5 protein-coding genes and 1 pseudogene are annotated in these 18,306 nt (G+C 63.5%); 5 read left to right on the forward strand and 1 reads right to left on the reverse strand.

The features are described from left to right. The first annotated feature begins 316 nt into the window (after positions 1-316). From ACQ4WQ_RS24875 to ACQ4WQ_RS24895, 5 genes and pseudogenes are all read left to right on the forward strand, one after another. Positions 317-1,975, forward strand: coding sequence for a ShlB/FhaC/HecB family hemolysin secretion/activation protein (locus ACQ4WQ_RS24875; protein WP_436500746.1), 1,659 nt, complete (start codon positions 317-319; stop codon positions 1,973-1,975). Between the two features lie 34 nt (positions 1,976-2,009). Then, positions 2,010-12,692 (forward strand): YDG domain-containing protein, encoded by a 10,683-nt coding sequence (locus tag ACQ4WQ_RS24880; protein WP_436500748.1) that lies wholly within the window; start codon positions 2,010-2,012, stop codon positions 12,690-12,692. 155 nt (positions 12,693-12,847) lie between these two features. Continuing rightward, positions 12,848-13,690: a sulfotransferase family protein gene (locus ACQ4WQ_RS24885; protein WP_436500750.1), complete on the forward strand. Its 843-nt coding sequence runs from the start codon at positions 12,848-12,850 to the stop codon at positions 13,688-13,690. A 290-nt stretch (positions 13,691-13,980) separates the two neighbouring features. Beyond that, entirely contained in the window at positions 13,981-15,474 is a 1,494-nt protein-coding gene (locus tag ACQ4WQ_RS24890; protein ID WP_436500752.1) for a glycoside hydrolase family 19 protein, read from the forward strand. 123 nt (positions 15,475-15,597) lie between these two features. After that, positions 15,598-17,967, forward strand: a pseudogene (locus ACQ4WQ_RS24895) (chitinase C-terminal domain-containing protein). A gap of 191 nt (positions 17,968-18,158) precedes the next feature. Here ACQ4WQ_RS24895 and ACQ4WQ_RS24900 read toward each other — a convergent pair. Then, positions 18,159-18,296 (reverse strand): carbohydrate porin, encoded by a 138-nt coding sequence (locus ACQ4WQ_RS24900; RefSeq protein ID WP_258001197.1) that lies wholly within the window; start codon positions 18,294-18,296, stop codon positions 18,159-18,161. Between the last annotated feature and the right edge of the window lie 10 nt (positions 18,297-18,306).

An 18,306-nucleotide genomic window follows, 5' to 3' on the forward strand; every position in this document is an offset into this window, starting at 1 on the left:
TGAAGTGGCGGGAGTTTTGTTGCATGAAGACAACGAATTTTTGGGCGGAAAGATGCATTTTCAAACGACTTTGCAGATGTTACGGACGCCCGTGTTTCGGTTGCACCAATGTAGTGAATTAGCCTTCCAGATGGGTATTCTCTCGTCTCACGACGCGCTAAAATGAATAAATGTTGCTGGTGAGAATTTTATTTTGAGTTGGCATTATATTTAACATTGATGTCAAATAAATATTGTTCTTCCAGCTCTTGTATTCCCCGTCGGTGCAGCCGGAAGCGGCATGCCTGGCGCGGGCGCGCCGCCTGAAAGGATGACCTTGAACACCAAATTACTTCCACTGACCTTGCTGGCGCTGATCCAGGCCGCCTGGGCCGTCGATCCGCCGAACGCAGGCAGCCAGCTGCAGCAGATTCCCGCCGCGCCCCAGTTGCCGAAAGCGCCGCCCGCCATCCGCGTGCAGCAGGGCAATGTGCCGGCCACCACGGTGGGCGATACCACGCGCATCGCCGTGCAGCGCCTGCAGATCACGGCGCCGCCCGTCTTCACCGAAAGCGAATTGGTCGCCGCTACGGGATTTACCCCGGGCAGCGAGCTGACCCTGGGCGAACTGCGCGCCATGGCGTCCAAAATCGCCAGCTATTACCAGAACCGCGGCTATTTCCTTGCGCAGGCGTATCTGCCCGCGCAAGACATCCACGATGGCATCGTCGCCATCAACGTGCTGCCGGGCCAATATGGCCAGGTGCAGCTGCGCAACCAGAGCAATCTGTCCGACGGCCTGGCCGGCACGATACTGGCGGGCCTGGACGGGCAAGTGATTTCCACGCCGCCGCTCGAGCGGCGCTTGCTGCTGCTGTCGGACTTGCCCGGCGTGCAGGTCAGCTCGACCCTGGCGCCCGGTGCCTCGCTGGGCGCGTCCGACCTGATCGTCGACGTGCAGCCGGGCTCGCGTTTCAACGGCAGCATCGACCTGGATAACCAGGGCAACCGCTACACGGGCCGCAACCGCATCGGCGCCACCCTGAACATCAATGAACTGGCCGGCATCGGCGACGTGGCCACCGTGCGCGCGTTCACGTCGGCCGACGGCTTGAACTATGGCCGCCTGGCCTATCAGGGGCAGGCCGGCCTGCTGCGCCTGGGCGGTGCCTACACTTACATGGATTACAAGCTGGGCAAGGAATTTGCCGTGCTCGACGCCAAGGGGACGGCGAAGATCGCCAGCGCCTACGGCAGTTATCCGCTGATCCGCTCGCGCAGCAACAATCTGTATGCGCAAGTGAGCTATGACGACAAGACCTTCCAGGACCGCACGGAATCGACGGGCACCGTCAACGACAAGAAGGCCAAGGTGTGGATGCTGAACCTGAACGGCGACGGCAAGGATGGCTGGGGCGGCGGTGGCGTCAGCACCTATTCGCTGACCTACACCACGGGCAAGATCGATATCGAGACGCCGGTAGCCTTGCTGATCGACCAGCTGACGGTGAAGAGCAACGGCCACTTCAACAAGCTCGCCTTCAACGCGGCGCGCGTGCAAAGCCTGGGCGGCGAGACGAGCTTGTTCGGCGTGATCAGCGGCCAGGCGGCGTCGAAAAACCTCGATGTCTCTGAAAAGATGGGCATCGGCGGCGTGGGCGGCGTGCGCGCCTATCCGGGCGGCGAGGCGTATGGCGACCAGGGCTATGTGCTGAATCTGGAATTGCGCCAGAACGTGACGGCGTTCACGGCCTTTCCCGGCCAGCTGCAGGTGCTGGCGTTTGCCGACACGGGCACCGTCAAGCTGAACCGCGATGCCTGGAGCGCCGGCGAGAACCGCCGCACCCTGAGCGGCGCCGGCGTGGGCGTGACGTGGACGGGCGCCAATGCGCTCGTGCTGAAGGCGTATTACGCGCGCAAGCTGGGCAATGCCAAGGCGACCTCGGCACCGGATGCGGCAGGCCGCTTCTGGCTGCAAGCCATCAAATATTTCTAAATTACTACATCAATAAAAACATCAGGACATTGCCATGAACCGCATCTACCGCTCCATCTGGAACCAGGCCACCGGCGCTTACGCCGCCGTTTCCGAAAACGTCAAATCCGCCGGCAAGCGCTCGATGCCAGGATGCAGCGGGGGCGGGGCGCATTTCGCCTTGAAGAGCATGGCGGCGGCGCTGATGCTCGGTTACGGCTCGCTGGCCCTGGCGGGGCCGGCGGGCGGCACGGTGGTGGCGGGCCAGGCTTCCATCAATGGTGCGCCGGGCGCCACGGTGATCAGGCAGGGCAGCCAGAATGCCGTCATCAACTGGTCCAGTTTCAATATCGGCAAGGGCGAGTCGGTGCAGTTCCAGCAGCCCAACAGCAATGCGGTGGCCCTGAACCGGGTGCTGGGCAGCGACGGCACGACCATCCTCGGCAACTTGTCGGCCAACGGCAAGGTGTTCATCGTTAACCCGAACGGCGTGCTGTTCGGCCAGGGCGCCTCCGTGAACACGGCGGGCCTGGTGGCGTCCACCCTGGATATTTCCAATGCCGACTTCATGGCGGGCAAGTACCAGTTTTCAGGCAATGGCACGGGCAAGGTCTTGAACCAGGGCAGCATCAGCGCGCCAGGCGGCTATGTGGCCTTGCTGGGCGCCAATGTGTCGAACGAAGGCACGATCCAGGCACGCCTGGGTTCGGTGGCCCTGGCGGCGGGCCGCGCCATCACCCTGGACGTGGCCGGCGACGGCTTGCTCAACGTGGCGGTGGACCAGGGCGCCGTGGGTGCGCTGGTGCATAACGGCGGGATGATCAAGGCCGATGGCGGCAGCGTGGTCCTGACGGCGCAAGCGGCGGGAGACCTGCTGAAAACCGTCGTCAACAACACGGGCGTGATCGAGGCGCACAGCATCGACACGCGCGGCGGCACGATCAAGTTGCTGGGCGACATGCAAAGCGGCACGGTGAACGCGGCCGGTACGCTGGACGCCAGCGCGCCTGCGGGCGGCAATGGCGGCTTCATCGACACCTCGGCCGCGCACGTGAAGATCGACGATGCGCTGAAGGTGACGACGGCGTCGGCCAAGGGCCTGTCCGGCACCTGGCTGATCGACCCGACCGACTTCAATATCGCCGTCTCCGGCGGCGACATGACGGGTACCTTCCTGAGCAACTCCTTGAAATCGGGCAATGTGCAAATCCAGAGCGTGTCGGGCGGCAGCGGCACGCAGGGCAACATCAACGTCAACGATAACATCAACTGGACGGCCAACAAGCTGACTCTGACGGCGCAAAACAATATCAACATCAACAAGGCCATGCGCGGCGCGGGCACGGCCAGCCTGGCCCTCGAATATGGCCAGAGCGGGCTCGCCGCCGGCAACCTGTCGACCTATAACGTCAAGGCGGAAGTCGACCTGCCATCGGGTAATAATTTCAGCACCAAGCTGGGCAGTAACGGCAGCGTGACCGTGTACCAGGTCATCAACAGCCTGGGCGCCTTCAACAGCACGAGCGGCAACGATGTGCAGGGCTTGCAGGGCAATTTGTCCGGCAAGTATGTGCTGGGCAGTAATATCGATGCGCGCGGCACCTCCGGCTGGGATGGCGGCAAGGGATTCGCGCCCATCGGCAGCGATGCGACGCCTTTCACGGGCACGCTCGACGGTCTTGGCCATGAAATCGTGGGATTGACGATCAACCGCTCTGACGTACCCGTCGGCATGTTCGGCAGTATCGGCACCGCGGGTGCCGTGCGCAATTTGAGTTTGAGCAATGTCAACATTGCGGGCTCGGCAGCGACCTATGGCGCCAGCTACGCCGGCATTGGCGCGCTGGCTGCGGCCAATAATGGCAAAATCGATAACGTTTACAGCAGCGGTGCCGTGAGCGGCTCCGGCTATGTCAATCTGGGCGGCCTGGTCGGCATCAATGCAGGCACGATCAGCAATAGCCGCGTCTCCGGCACGGTGGTCTCTGCGGGGGATCCCGGGCCGGGCGGCTATGGCGCGGCAGGCGGCTTTGTCGGCCTCAACGCCGTAGGCGGCCTGATCAAGAACAGTTCCAGCTCCGCCACCACGAGCTCCACCCGCTACGTCGCGGCCGGGCTGGTTGTCAACAATTCCGGCACGATCAGCGATAGCTATGCAACGGGCACCGTGAACGCAGGAGCCAACTATGGCGGCGGCCTGGTCAGTTTTAATAACGGCAGTATCAACAATAGCTATGCGACAGGCGCGATGAATGCCACGGGCAGTGCCGGCGGCCTGGTAGGGACCAATAATAGCGCCAGCGCGACCATCAGCAATAGCTATGCGACGGGCAAGGTGACTTCCACCGGCGGCTATGTCGGCGGCCTGGTAGGGCTGTTGCGCGGAACCTTGAACAACAGCTACGCGACGGGCGACGTGCAGACCACCGGGCTGGCAGGCGGCATCGTCGGCTATAACGTGGGCGGCGTCATCACGAATGTGTATACGACGGGCAAGGTGACGGGCGGCGGCGCCAGTGTCGGCGCCATCGTCGGCGAGCACAATTCGGGCTCCGTCAACCGCGCCTATTTTGACAGCACGATTAATTCCGGCCTGAATGGCATCGGCCAAAGCTTCAATGGCGCCACCTCGAATGCGCAAGGGCTGAGCACGGCGCAGATGCTGGTATCGAGCAATTATGTCGGCTTCAATTTCACGACCACGGCCGGCGCGACGGGCAACAACTGGGCCCTCGTCAGCGGCGATGGCTCGATCAATGGCGCGACCGCCGGCACGCGCCCCATGCTGGCATCGGAGTGGTCGAATACCATCAATTCCACGCACCAGCTGCAATTGATGGCGATGAACAAGGCGGCCAGCTACACGCTGGGCAGCAGCTTCAGCGCCGCCACGACGGCGGCCAATGGCAAGGATATCTGGGGAACCACGGGTTTCATTCCCGTCGGCACGGCGGCTTCGGCCTTCACGGGCAGCCTGGACGGCACCGGCCATATCATTTCCAGCCTGAACATCGCCAAGGCGGGCGCGAGCGATGTGGGCCTGTTCGGCGCCATCGGCAGCGGAGGCGTGGTGGCGAATGTGGGCTTGTCCGGCGGCAGCGTGGCGGGCGGCACGAACGTGGGCGCGCTGGCCGGCCGCAATGCGGGCACGATCAGCGGCAGCTTTGCCACCAGCGGCGTGACGAGCACCTCCACAGGCGGCGGCTTGGTGGGCAGCAATACGGGCACGGTCGTGGACAGCTATGCCAGCGGCGCCGTGAGCGGCACGGCCACCGTCGGTGGCCTGGTGGGCAGCAATGGCGGCAGCATCGCCAACAGTTATGCGAACGGCAGCGTGAGCGGTTCCAGCAATGTGGGCGGCCTGGCGGGCGCCGGTGCGGGCAGCGTCACGGGCAGCTACTGGGATACGGTGGCCAGCGGCCAGGCAGTCAGCGCGGGCGGCACGGCAGTGACGACGGCGCAGCTGAAGAACCTGTCGAATTACACGGGTGCGGGCTGGGAACTGGCGCAGATGTGGGTGGTCTACGATGGCCAGAGCGGGCCTTTCCTGCGTTCGTTCATGAAGCAGGTCGCCGTGCGCGTTTCTTACGACAGCAAGGTGTATGACGGCGTGGCCTACGCCGGCGGCAGCAACAGCGTCACTTACTCGAACACGGTGGATGGCGCCAACCTGCTGGGCACGCCCGTCTATGCGGGCAATGCCACGGGCGCCGTCAATGCGGGCACCTATGGCGTGTCGGCCAGCGGCCTGTACTCCTCGGGCGGCCAGTCCGGCTATGCGATCAGCTATATCGATGGCGGCCTGGTGATCACGCCCAAGTCCGTCACCCTGAGCGGTGCGGCGGTGGCCGGCAAGGTGTATGACGGCACCACCGTGGCGTCCATCAGCGGCACCCTGAGCGGCGTGCTGGCTGGCGACCTGGCCAATGTGAGCTCGACCGTGAATGGCACGTATGCCAGCAAGAATGCGGGCAACGGCATCGCCGTGACGACCAATGCCACCCTGGGCGGCAGCGCCGGCGGCAACTATGCGCTCGTGCCTGTCGCTGGCTTGACGGGCAACATCAGCAAGGCCACCATCAGTGGCGTGACCGGTATCGTGGCCGGCAACAAGGTGTATGACGGCAGCGCCACGGCTAGCCTGAACACGGCGGGCGCCACGTTTGCCGGCATGGTCGGTGGCGACAGCCTGAATGTATCGGCCGCCAGCGGCAGCTTTGCCGACAAGAACGCCGCCAACGGCAAGGCGGTCAGCATCAGCGGGATTGTTCTGGGCGGCACGGACGCGGGCAATTACAACCTGACCACCAGCACGGCCAGCAGCAGCGCCGATATCAGCAAGGCCACCATCAGCGGCGTAGCGGGCATCGTGGCCGGCAACAAGGTGTACGACGGCAGCACCACTGCCAGCCTGAACACCGTAGGGGCCACGTTTACGGGCATGGTCGGCGGCGACAGCCTGAGCGTATCGGGCGCCAGCGGCAGCTTTGCCGACAAGAACGCTGCTAACGGCAAGACCGTCAACATCAGCGGCATTGTGTTGAGCGGCACGGACGCGGGCAACTACAACCTGAGCAGCAGCACCAGCACCGGCACGGGCAACATCAGCAAGGCCAGCATCAGCGGCGTGACCGGCATCGTGGCCGGCAACAAGGTATATGACGGCACCACCACGGCTAGCCTGAACACGGCTGGGGCCACGTTTGCGGGCATGGTGGGCGGCGACACCCTGAACGTATCGGCCGCCAGCGGCAGCTTTGCCGACAAGAACGCCGCCAACGGCAAGGCGGTCAGCATCAGCGGGATTGTTCTGGGCGGCACGGACGCTGGCAACTACAACCTGACCAGCAGCACGGCCAGCGGCAGTGCCGATATCAGCAAGGCCGCCATCAGCGGCGTGACGGGCATCGTGGCTGGCAACAAGGTATATGACGGCAGCGCCACCGCCAGCCTGAACACGGCAGGGGCATCGTTTACGGGCATGGTCGGTGGCGATAGCCTGAGCGTGTCGGGCGCCAGCGGCAGCTTTGCCGACAAGAACGCCGGCAATGGCAAGACGGTCAATATCAGCGGCATTGTGTTGAGCGGCACGGACGCTGGCAACTACAACCTGAACAGCAGCACCAGCACCGGCACGGGCAATATCAGCAAGGCCACCATAAGCGGCGTGACGGGCATCGTGGCCGGCGACAAGGTGTATGACGGCAACGCCACGGCCAGCCTGAACACGGCGGGCGCCACGTTTGCGGGCATGGTCGGTGGCGACAGCCTGAGCGTGTCGGCCGCTAGCGGCAGCTTTGCCGACAAGAACGCCGCCAACGGCAAGGCGGTCAGCATCAGCGGGATTGTTCTGGGCGGCACGGACGCGGGCAACTACAACCTGACCAGCAGCACGGCCAGCAGCAGCGCCGATATCAGCAAGGCCGTCATCAGCGGCGTGACGGGCATCGTGGCTGGCAACAAGGTATATGACGGCAGCGCTACCGCCAGCCTGAACACGGCAGGGGCATCGTTTACGGGCATGGTCGGTGGCGACAGCCTGAACGTATCGGCCGCCAGCGGCAGCTTTGCCGACAAGAATGCGGGCAATGGCAAGACTGTCAACATCAGCGGTATCGTGCTGGGCGGTACGGACGCGAGCAACTACAACCTGACCAGCAGCACGGCCAGCGGCAGCGCCAATATCACTGCCAAGGCACTGACGCTGACGGGCTTGAGCGGCAACAATAAAGTCTACGACGGCACAGCCAGTGCGAACCTGACCGGCGGCATCTTGAATGGCCTGGTCAATGCGGAAACCCTGGGCTTTACCGTGCAGGGCGCCAGCTACAGCGACAAGAACGCGGGCACGGGCAAGGCCATTACGATCGGCGGCGTGACCCTGAGCGATGGCAGCGGCCTGGCCGGCAACTACACGGTGAGTGCCCCTGGCGGCATGACTGGCGATATCGCGAAGGCGACAATTACCGGCATCACGGGCTTGAGCGCCCTGGACAAGATTTATAACGGCAACCTCAACGTCAGCCTCAGCCCTGCCTTGGCCGTGATCAATGGCAAGATTGCCGGCGACGATGTGCAGTTGTTCAGTGCGAGCGGCGCGTTCACGGATAAAAACGTGGGGAGCAATAAGGCCGTCAATATTACCAATATCTCCTTGTCCGGCAGCGACCTGGGAAATTATAACTTCACCAATAATTCGGCCACTGCCACGGCCAATATCACGCCCAAGGCCGTCACGCTCTCCGGTGTGACTGCCGGCAATAAAGTCTACGATGGCACGACGGCGGCAGTCTTGTCGGGTGGGACCTTGACCGGCGTGGTAAGTGGTGAAACGCTGGGCTTCATCGGCGGCGTCGGCACCTTCAGCGACAAGAATGCCGGCACGGGCAAGGTGGTCACGATCAGCGGCACGACCTTGCAAAATGGCACTGGCCTGGCCAGCAACTACACCTTCACAAGTCCGGGCAACGTGACTGCCGACATCAGCAAGGCCACCATCAGCGGCGTGTCGAACGTGGGTGTCAACAACAAGACGTATGACGGCTCGGCTACTGCCACGCTGAATGGCACGGCAACCTTCAATGGCAAGATCGCCGGCGATACGCTGACGGTAGCGGGCAGCGGCGAATTCAGCGACAAGAATGCAGGCACGGGCAAGACCGTGGATGTCACCGGCATCACCCTGGCTGGCGTGGATGCCGGCAACTACAATCTGCTCGGCACGACGTCCAGCGGCGTGGCCGCCATCACGCCGAAAGCCCTGACGGTGACAGGCGTGACGGCGGCAAGCCGCGACTACGACGGCACGCGGGATGCCGCGCTGTCGGGCGGCGCATTGACCGGCCTGGTCGCTGGCGAGACGCTGACCCTGGACTTGACGAACCAAGCCGGCGTTTTCGCCGACAGGAATGCGGGCAACAACAAGGTCGTCAGCGTGACGGGCGCGACGATCTCGGATGGCACCGGCCTGGCCAGCAACTACGCCTTCAGCAATGCGAGCGGGGTGACGGCCAATATCACGCCGAAAGCCCTGACGGTGACGGGCGTGACGGCGGCAAGCCGCGATTACGACGGCACCTGGAATGCCGCGCTGTCGGGCGGCGCATTGAGCGGCCTGGTCGCTGGCGAGACGCTGACCCTGGACCTGACGAACCAGGCCGGCGTTTTCGCCGACAGGAATGCGGGCAATAACAAGGTCGTCAGCGTGACGGGCGCGACCATCTCGGATGGCACCGGCCTGGCCAGCAACTACGCCTTCAGCAATGCGAGCGGGGTGACGGCCAATATCACGCCGAAAGCCCTGACGGTGACGGGCGTGACGGCGGCAAGCCGCGACTATGACGGCACGCGGAATGCCGCGCTGTCGGGCGGCGCATTGAGCGGCCTGGTCAGCGGCGAGACGCTGAACCTGGACTTGACGAACCAGACCGGCGTTTTCGCCGACAAGAACGCGGGCGGCGGCAAGGTCGTCAGCGTGACGGGCGCGACCATCTCGGATGGCACCACGGGCCTGGCCAGCAATTATGCGTTGAGCAACGCCAGCGGGGTGACGGCCGCTATTTTCAAGGCAACCATCAACAGCGTGTCGAACGTGGGCGTCAACAACAAGATCTATGATGGCCAGAAAACGGCTACCTTGAATGGCACGGCGACCTTCACCGGCATGGTGAACGGCGACAGCCTGACGGTGGCCGGCAGCGGTGTCTTCAGCGACAAGAATGCGGGCACGGGCAAGACCGTCAACGTCAGCGGCATCACCCTGGGTGGCGCGGACGCAGGCAACTACATTCTGGGCAGCGCGACGTCCAGCGGCATGGCCGACATCGCCAAGGCCAGCATCAGCAGCGTGTCGGACGTGGGCGTCAACAACAAGACCTATGATGGCCAAAGAACGGCCACCCTGAATGGCGCGGCGACCTTCACCGGCATGGTGAACGGCGACAGCCTGGCGGTGGCCGGCAGCGGTGTCTTCAGCGACAAGAATGCGGGCACGGGCAAGACCGTCGATGTCAGCGGCATCACCCTGGGCGGCGCGGACGCGGGTAACTACATTCTGGTCGGCACGACCTCCAGCGGCGTGGCCAGCATCACGCCGAAAGCCCTGACGGTGACGGGCCAGGTGGCGGGCAACAAGGTCTACGACGGCAATGCGGTGGCGCAGCTGAGCGGCGGCAGCCTGGCCGGCCTGGTGGGCGACGAAACGCTGGCCATCGGCGGCCAGACGGCGGCGTTTGCCGACAAGAACGCGGGCAATGCCAAAACCGTGACGGTCAGCGGCACGACCTTGCTGGACGGTTCCGGTTCGGCCAGCAACTATACGGTCAGCAATCCGACGGGCTTGACGGCCAGCATCACGCCGAAAGCCCTGACGGTGACGGGCCAGGTGGCGGGCAACAAGGTCTACGACGGCAATGCGGTGGCGCAACTGATCGGCGGCAGCCTGGCCGGCCTGGTTGGCGACGAAACGCTGGCCATCGGCGGCCAGACGGCGGCGTTTGCCGACAAGAACGCGGGCAATGCGAAGGCCGTGACGGTCAGCGGCACGACCTTGCTGGACGGTTCCGGCTCGGCCAGCAACTACACGGTCAGCAACCCGACCGGCTTGACGGCCAGCATCACGCCGAAAGCCCTGACGGTGACGGGCCAGATGGCAAGTAACAAGGTCTACGACGGCAATGCGGTAGCGCAGCTGATCGGCGGCAGCCTCGTCGGCCTGGTGGGCAGCGAAACGCTGGCCATCGGCGGCCAGACGGCGGCGTTTGCCGACAAGAATGCCGGCAATGCCAAAACCGTGACGGTCAGCGGTACGACCTTGCTCGACGGTTCCGGTTCGGCCAGCAACTACACGGTCAGCAACCCGACCGGCTTGACGGCCAGCATCACGCCGAAAGCCCTGACGGTGACGGGCCAGGTGGCAAGTAACAAGGTCTACGACGGCAATGCGGTAGCGCAGCTGATCGGCGGCAGCCTCGTCGGCCTGGTGGGCAGCGAAACCCTGGCCTTCGCCGGCCAGACGGCGGCGTTTGCCGACAAGAACGCGGGCAATGCGAAGGCCGTGACGGTCAGCGGCACGACCTTGCTCGACGGTTCCGGCTCGGCCAGCAACTACACGGTGAGCAACCCGACGGGCTTGACGGCCAGCATCACGCCGAAAGCCCTGACGGTGACGGGCCAGGTAGCAGGCAACAAGGTCTACGACGGCAATGCGGTGGCGCAGCTGAGCGGCGGCAGCCTGGCTGGCCTGGTGGGCGACGAAACCCTGGCCATCGGCGGGCAGACGGCGGCGTTTGCCGACAAGAACGCGGGCAATGCGAAGGCCGTGACGGTTAGCGGCACGACCTTGCTCGACGGTTCCGGCTCGGCCAGCAATTATACGGTCAGCAATCCGACCGGCTTGACGGCCAGCATCACGCCGAAAGCCCTGACGGTGACGGGCCAGGTAGCAGGCAACAAGGTCTACGACGGCAATGCGGTGGCGCAGCTGAGCGGCGGCAGCCTGAGCGGCCTGGTGGGCGACGAAACCCTGGCCATCGGCGGGCAGACGGCGGCGTTTGCCGACAAGAATGCGGGCAATGCCAAAACCGTGACGGTCAGCGGCACGACCTTGCTCGACGGCACTGGCTCAGCCAGCAACTACACGGTCAGCAACCCGACCGGCTTGACGGCCAGCATCACGCGGGCGTCCATCAGCGCCATTGCCGGTATCGTGGCCGCGAACAAGGTGTATGACGGCGGCACGGCGGCCAGCCTGAACCTGGCCGGCGCCAGCTTCAATGGCATGGTGGCCGGCGACGCCTTGAGCCTGGCCGCCGGTCCAGTGATTGGCACGTTCAGCGACAAGAATGCGGCGATCGGCAAGACCGTGACCATCAGCGGCCTGGGCCTGGCCGGTGCCGATGCGGGCAACTATGTGCTGGCCAGCAACCAGGCCAGCACCACGGCCACCATTACCCCAGCTGCCCTGACGGTCAGCGCCAGCGGCGTCAACAAGGTGTATGACGCCACCACGAATGCCGCCGTTTCCTTGCGCGACAACCGTATCGGCAACGATCAGCTGAGCATTGCCAGCAATGGCGCCAGCTTCAGCGACAAGAATGCGGGCGTGGGCAAGACGGTGACGGTGGCCGGCATACGCCTGAGCGGCGCGGATGCGGGCAATTACGTGGTCAACAGCACTGCCAGCACCACGGCCACGATCTCGCAGGCGGCGCTGACGGTGAAAGTCGACAACGCTGAAAAAGACCAGGGACGCGCCAATCCCGATTTCCGCGCCAGCTACAGCGGCTTGCTTGGTGGCGACACGGTGGCGGCTGAAGTGAGCGGCAACCTGGCGTTCAGCACGCCGGCGACGACGGCTTCTGCGGCTGGCAACTATCTGGTATCGGCATCGGGCCAGGCGTCGAACAACTACGCCCTGAACTATGTTGACGGCGTGCTGAAAGTCAATCCGACGGAAGCGCTGCAAAGCGCCGTCGCGAACGTGATCGCGGCTGTCGCCGTGGCGCCATCGCAGGGCAATATGGTGCAGGCCGACATGATCGTCAGCGGCGAGACGGCGCCAGGCAAGCCCGCCGCCGCGCCGGAGAAAGAGAAGGGGGGCGCAGGCAGCGCGCCGGTGGTGCAGCTGGCCGGCAATGTCGTCAGCAATGTCCTTCCGGGGCTGCGCCTGAGCGTGGTCGACAGCGGCTTGCGCCTGCCGGTCGAAGTTTCCGTCGGCACGCGCCAGGACAGCCAGTAAAGCACGCGGCGTCACCGTCTGGTGGCGCCGGAGATGCCGCTTCGTGTTCCGAAGCGGCATTTTTTTTACCGGTGCATTGCCTCCGCGCTCTTATAATTGCTGCACCATCCTTGATTTCCGTCAGAAGAGCAGCGCTGAACAGAAAGTACAATCGCATGACATCCAATTTCATCGGCGTGGCCGGCTTGCCACGCGCCGGTTCCACCTTGCTGTGCCAGTTGCTGGCGCAGCATCCCGACCTGCATTGCGAAGGCAATAGCTCCCCGCTGTGCAACGCCTTGCTGGGTATGCGGCGCATGGTCAGCGACGACGCCTTTTTCCTGTCGCAGCTCGACAGCACCTTCGATGCCAGTTATGGCCATCTGAAAACGGCCATGCAGGGTTTCCTGCGCGGCTGGTATCAGGATTGCGGCAAGCAGGGCGTGGTCGACAAGAACCGCGCCTGGCTGCATTGCGTGGAGATGTTGCTGCAGCTGGCGCCGGAAGCGAAAATCATCGTCTGCGTGCGCGAGCTGGGGCAAGTCTACGGCTCCATCGAAGCGCAGCACCAGCGCACCATCCTGCTCGACTTCGTCGATCACCTGGCCGATTTCGACCGCCTGGGCCGTGCCGACATGCTGTTTGCCAAGGACCGCACCATCGGCGCTCCCCTGAGTTCCCTGCATGCCGTGCTGGACCTGCCTGCCGAAGTGCAGCAGAAGCTGTACTTCGTGCGCTTCGAAGACTTGATGGCGCGGCCGGTGGAATGCATGTCGCACCTGTACGCATGGCTGGGCCTGGCGCCATTCCAGATCGACCCGCACGATCTGGCCGTGGGCATCCAGGAAAGCGACAGCCATTACCGCATGAAGTACACGCACCGCCAGCAAGCGACCATCAGCGCGCCCAGGCCGCATGCGATATCGCCGCGCATCCAGGCGCAAATCGAAGATGCGTATGGCTGGTTTTATGAGCTGTATTATCCGCAACACCAACGCGCGGCGACGCCATCGGCCTGAAAACACTTGCGGCAGTGCTAATACCACTTGCCGCACAGCTGCCGGCGCGGTATTGCCGGCAGTTGCTGCAAACTCTGCTTTTTTTCCACGCCTCATTCTTTGCTTCCCATGCCATAGCCGGACCGCCCGAAGTCACTGGTATTGTAAAAAACACCGTTGTATAAAACCACTTGACTACCAATTTGGGGCGTCGCATTCTCTGTGCAGAAAGCCGACGCTTCGCTGTGCTTTCTTTACGTACAACATAAAAAGCTACTTCGATAGTTTTCGTATAACGTTCAGGAGACATTGTGAAGACACGGCAAATTAGCCGGCTGGCCTCGCCCTTGATGGCTGGCTTGCTGGGCAGCGCGCTGCTCGCTTGCGGCGGCAATTCCACCACCGAACCCCCATCGACCCTGTTAGCCGCCACGGCCGCCAGCGACAATTGCGCGGCCTGGAGCGCCGCCGCCGTCTACACGGCGGGCCAGTGCGCCGTCTATGACGGCAAGGTGTATCGTGCCAAATGGTGGGTGCAGGGCACGGCGCCGAGCAACGACCAGTGGGGACCGTGGAGCCTTGACGCCACCACCCCGACGCCGACGCCGACGCCGACACCAACGCCCACCCCGACGCCCACCCCGACGCCGACACCAACGCCCACCCCGACGCCCACCCCGACACCGACGCCCACGCCTACTCCCACGCCAGGCGTGCCCACCAAGGCCCAGGCCGAGGCGAACGAGGCGGCGCTGACGAACAACGATTTCTTCCGCAAGGTCAAGGCGTCGATCCGCACCCTGGGCAATGTGGCCGTCGAGGCCGTCCAGCCTGGCCTGGCCAGCAATCCGCTCAACGTCAAGCGCGTCGAACGCCTGCTGCCGGCGGCGAAGTGGGATTATTATTTTGCCGCGCGCGACGCCAGCTACACCTATCAGCGCTTCCTGCAAGCCGTGGCCAAGTTCCCCGCCGTATGCGACGACTACAGCGACGGGCGCAACGCGGACGCCATCTGCCGCCACAGTCTGGCCACCATGTTCGCCCATTTCGGGCAGGAAACGGGCGACCATAACGCCAGCAGCCCGCTGCCGCAATGGCGCCAGGGCTTGAAATATTTGCGCGAGCTGGGCTGCGACGAAACGGGCGCCGGCTGCGGCTACAACATCGAGTGCGCCGATCCCGTCTTCAACAAGGTGTGGACTTGCGGCAAGAATGCCGACGGCAGCTTCAAGAAGTATTTTGGCCGCGGCGCCAAGCAGCTGTCCTATAACTACAACTACGGTCCGTTTTCGCAAGCCATGCATGACGGCGACCAGTCCGTGCTGCTGAAGAATCCGGACCTCGTCGCCTCGACCTGGCTGAACCTGGCGTCGGCCACGTTCTTCTTTGTCTATCCGCAACCGCCGAAGCCATCGATGCTGCATGTGCTCGACGGCACCTGGGTGCCGAACGCGGCCGATACGACAGCCGGGGCCGGCAATAACTTTGCCACCACCATCATGATCATCAATGCCGAATGCGGGCAGGGCACGGAAAAGCAGGCCGCGCAAAACCGCATCGATTACTACAAGCAGTTTGCCGCCGACATGGGCTGGGATTATTCCGGCGAACAATTGTCGTGCGCCAACATGCAACGCTTCACCCCGGCCAGTTCCGCTTCCTACAACATCTATTGGGAAAAGAACTGGAGCGCCGGTGGCGAGAACCAATGCCAGCTGGTCAGCTATCAAACCCCGTACAGCGCCTTGCTGGCCGGGAACTACGTGAAATGCGTGGAAGCAAACTGGAATGTGAAGTTGCAGTAGCAGTCTATGCAGGAAAGCCGGCCAGGGATAACAGTTGACAAGAGCCTTCAAAAGGCCTGCAACAAGCCCTCGATGTATAACCATAACGGAGACAGACACCACATGAAATCGAATGCATTATTGATGGCCCTGCTAAGCGGCGTGCTCGTCGCTTGCGGCGGGGGCCAGGAAGGCACGACCGCCACCCCGAACACCTTGCTCGCCGCCGTGGAAGCGTGCGCCGTCTGGGATGCCGCCACCGTCTACACGGGCGGCCAGTGCGTGACGTACCAGGGCGTCACCTACAAGGCCAAATGGTGGACGCAAGGCAATGTCCCCAGCGCGGCCGACCAGTGGGGCCCATGGGCCGTGACGGATACGCCAACCCCAACGCCGACACCGACGCCGACGCCAACGCCAACGCCAACGCCAACGCCAACGCCAACGCCAACGCCGACTCCGACTCCGACACCAACGCCGACTCCGACGCCGACTCCGACGCCAACTCCGACGCCAACGCCAACGCCAACGCCGACCCCCACGGCTTGCCGTCCCGACGGCCTGATTTCGGCCGTGCCGAATGTGCCGTATTGCAAGGTATATGACGCGAATGGGCGCGAAGTGCTGGGCAATGGCTTGAACCGGCGCATCGTCGGCTATTTCGCCAGCTGGCGCACGGGTGTCGATGGCAGCCCGACTTACCTGGTGAATAACCTGCCGTGGGACAAGATCACCCACCTGAACTATGCGTTCGCTTCCGTCGATCCGGCCACGTCGAAGATCGCCATCGGCAGCGGCGCGGCCAATCCCGATACGGGCCTGACCTGGCCGAACGTGCCGGCCGCGGCCATGGACCCGTCCCTGCCGTACAAGGGCCACTTCAACTTGCTGGCGCAATACAAGAAGAAGTATCCGGGCGTGAAACTGATGATTTCCGTGGGCGGCTGGGCCGGCAGCGGCGGCTTCTACACGGCCACGACGAATGCGGACGGCAGCATCAACACGGCCGGCATCAACACCCTGGCCGACTCGATGGTGGCCTTCGTGCGCCAATATAATTTCTTCGATGGCGTCGATGTCGATTACGAACACCCGACCACCAACAATGAAGCGGGCAATCCGAACGACTTCGCCGTCTCGAAACCGCGGCTGGCCGGGCTGATGACGAGCTACAACGTGCTGCTGAAAGTGCTGCGCCAGAAGCTCGACGAAGCGGCCGTGCAGGACAATAAATACTATCTGCTCACCATCGCCGGTTCCGCCTCGGGCTGGGTCTTGCGTGGCGAGGAAAATATGTCGGGATTGAAATATCTCGATTACGCCAGCCTGATGACTTACGACTTGCACGGCGCGTGGAACCAGTATGTGGGACCGAACGCGGCGCTGTTTGACGACGGCAACGATGGTGAGTTGCGGGCCGGGAACGCCTATCAGTACCAGAACATCGGCTACCTGAACACGGACTGGGCGTACCGCTACTACCGGGGCGCCATGCAGGCGGGCCGCATCAATATCGGCGTGCCGTTCTATACGCGGGGCTGGAAGGATGTGACGGGCGGCACCAACGGCCTGTGGGGCACGACGGCGCTGACCAATTCCACGGTCACCTGCGCTGGCGTAAAAACCTGCGGCATGGGCGCCACGGGCATCGATAACGTGTGGTACGACCTCGATTCGCAGGGCAAACCGACGCCAGGCGGCGGCAATCCCATCTGGCATGCGCTGAACTTGCAAAACGGCATCGTGCCGAGCTACCTGGACGCGTATAAAGTCACGGACAAGGCGCTGGTGGGCACCTATGTGCCGTACTACAGCAGCACCATGGTGGCGCCGTGGCTGTGGAATGCGACCAAGAAAGTCTTTATTTCCACGGAAACCACGCAGTCGATCGCGGCCAAGGCCCAGTACATCGTCAACAACAATATCGGCGGCGTGATGATCTGGGAAATGGCGGGCGACTATGCCTGGGATGCCACGCGCAATGGCGGCAAGGGCGAGTATTTCATGGGCACCACCCTGACGGACGTGCTGTACCAGGCCTTCCGCACGGCTGGCGTGTACGGCAACAAGCGCGCCGAAATCGCCATGCCGGGCACGGCGGCCAACGTCAGCATCACCCTGGGCGGCTGGAAGCTGGGCGACAACAACTTCCCCATCAATCCGGTGATGACGGTGAAGAACAACACGGCGTAGACCCTGCCGGGCGGCACCGTGGTGGAGTTCGATTATCCCGTCTCGGCGCCGTCGGACATGAGCGACCAGTCCGGCTTCGGCTTGACGGTGGTCAATGCCGGCTACACGGGGCCGAACAATATCGGCGGCTTCACGAAGAACTACAACCGGGCCCGCTTCGCGATTCCCGCCTGGCAATCGCTGGCGCCGGGCGGCTCCGTGGCGCTGACCCTGAACTACCGCCTGCCGATCTCGGGACCGGCCAACTACACGGTCACCGTGGGCGGCACCAAGTACGCCTTGACGCAGGAATATCCGGAACTGCCGGTGGCCCTGCCGTAAGTTGTTGATGCCGTAAAGTAAAAGGGCGGAACCGAGGTTCCGCCCTTTTTTATGCAGCTTTCTGTGTAGTAAAACGCCGGACAAAACCGTCGCGAGCGGCAGTGATTTGTGGCTAAGAAGCGCAACCGTGCTAGAGCACGGTGAGCATCGCAGGCCGCAAAGCGCGCCGCGCAGCAGGTTTGGTTCGGTGTTTAGAACCAGGTTTCTACCTGGAAGCCGTAGGAGGTGCCGCTGGTATTGTTGTTGTAGATCGGGCCGCCGTTGTTCGACGCATTGACCGAGGCGGTGGCCGCATCGTTCCATTTGCCGTAGGTCACGAAAGCGCGCAGCTCGGGACGC

The organism is Janthinobacterium goodfellowi (assembly GCF_051380695.1).
In the GTDB taxonomy this organism is placed as follows: Bacteria; Pseudomonadota; Gammaproteobacteria; order Burkholderiales; family Burkholderiaceae_D; genus Janthinobacterium.

Bases quoted from the DNA above. Each gene is read 5' to 3' on its own strand.
- ACQ4WQ_RS24880 (WP_436500748.1), top strand. From the start codon at position 2,010: ATGAACCGCATCTACCGCTCCATCTGGAACCAGGCCACCGGCGCTTAC.
- ACQ4WQ_RS24885 (WP_436500750.1), top strand. From the start codon at position 12,848: ATGACATCCAATTTCATCGGCGTGGCCGGCTTGCCACGCGCCGGTTCC.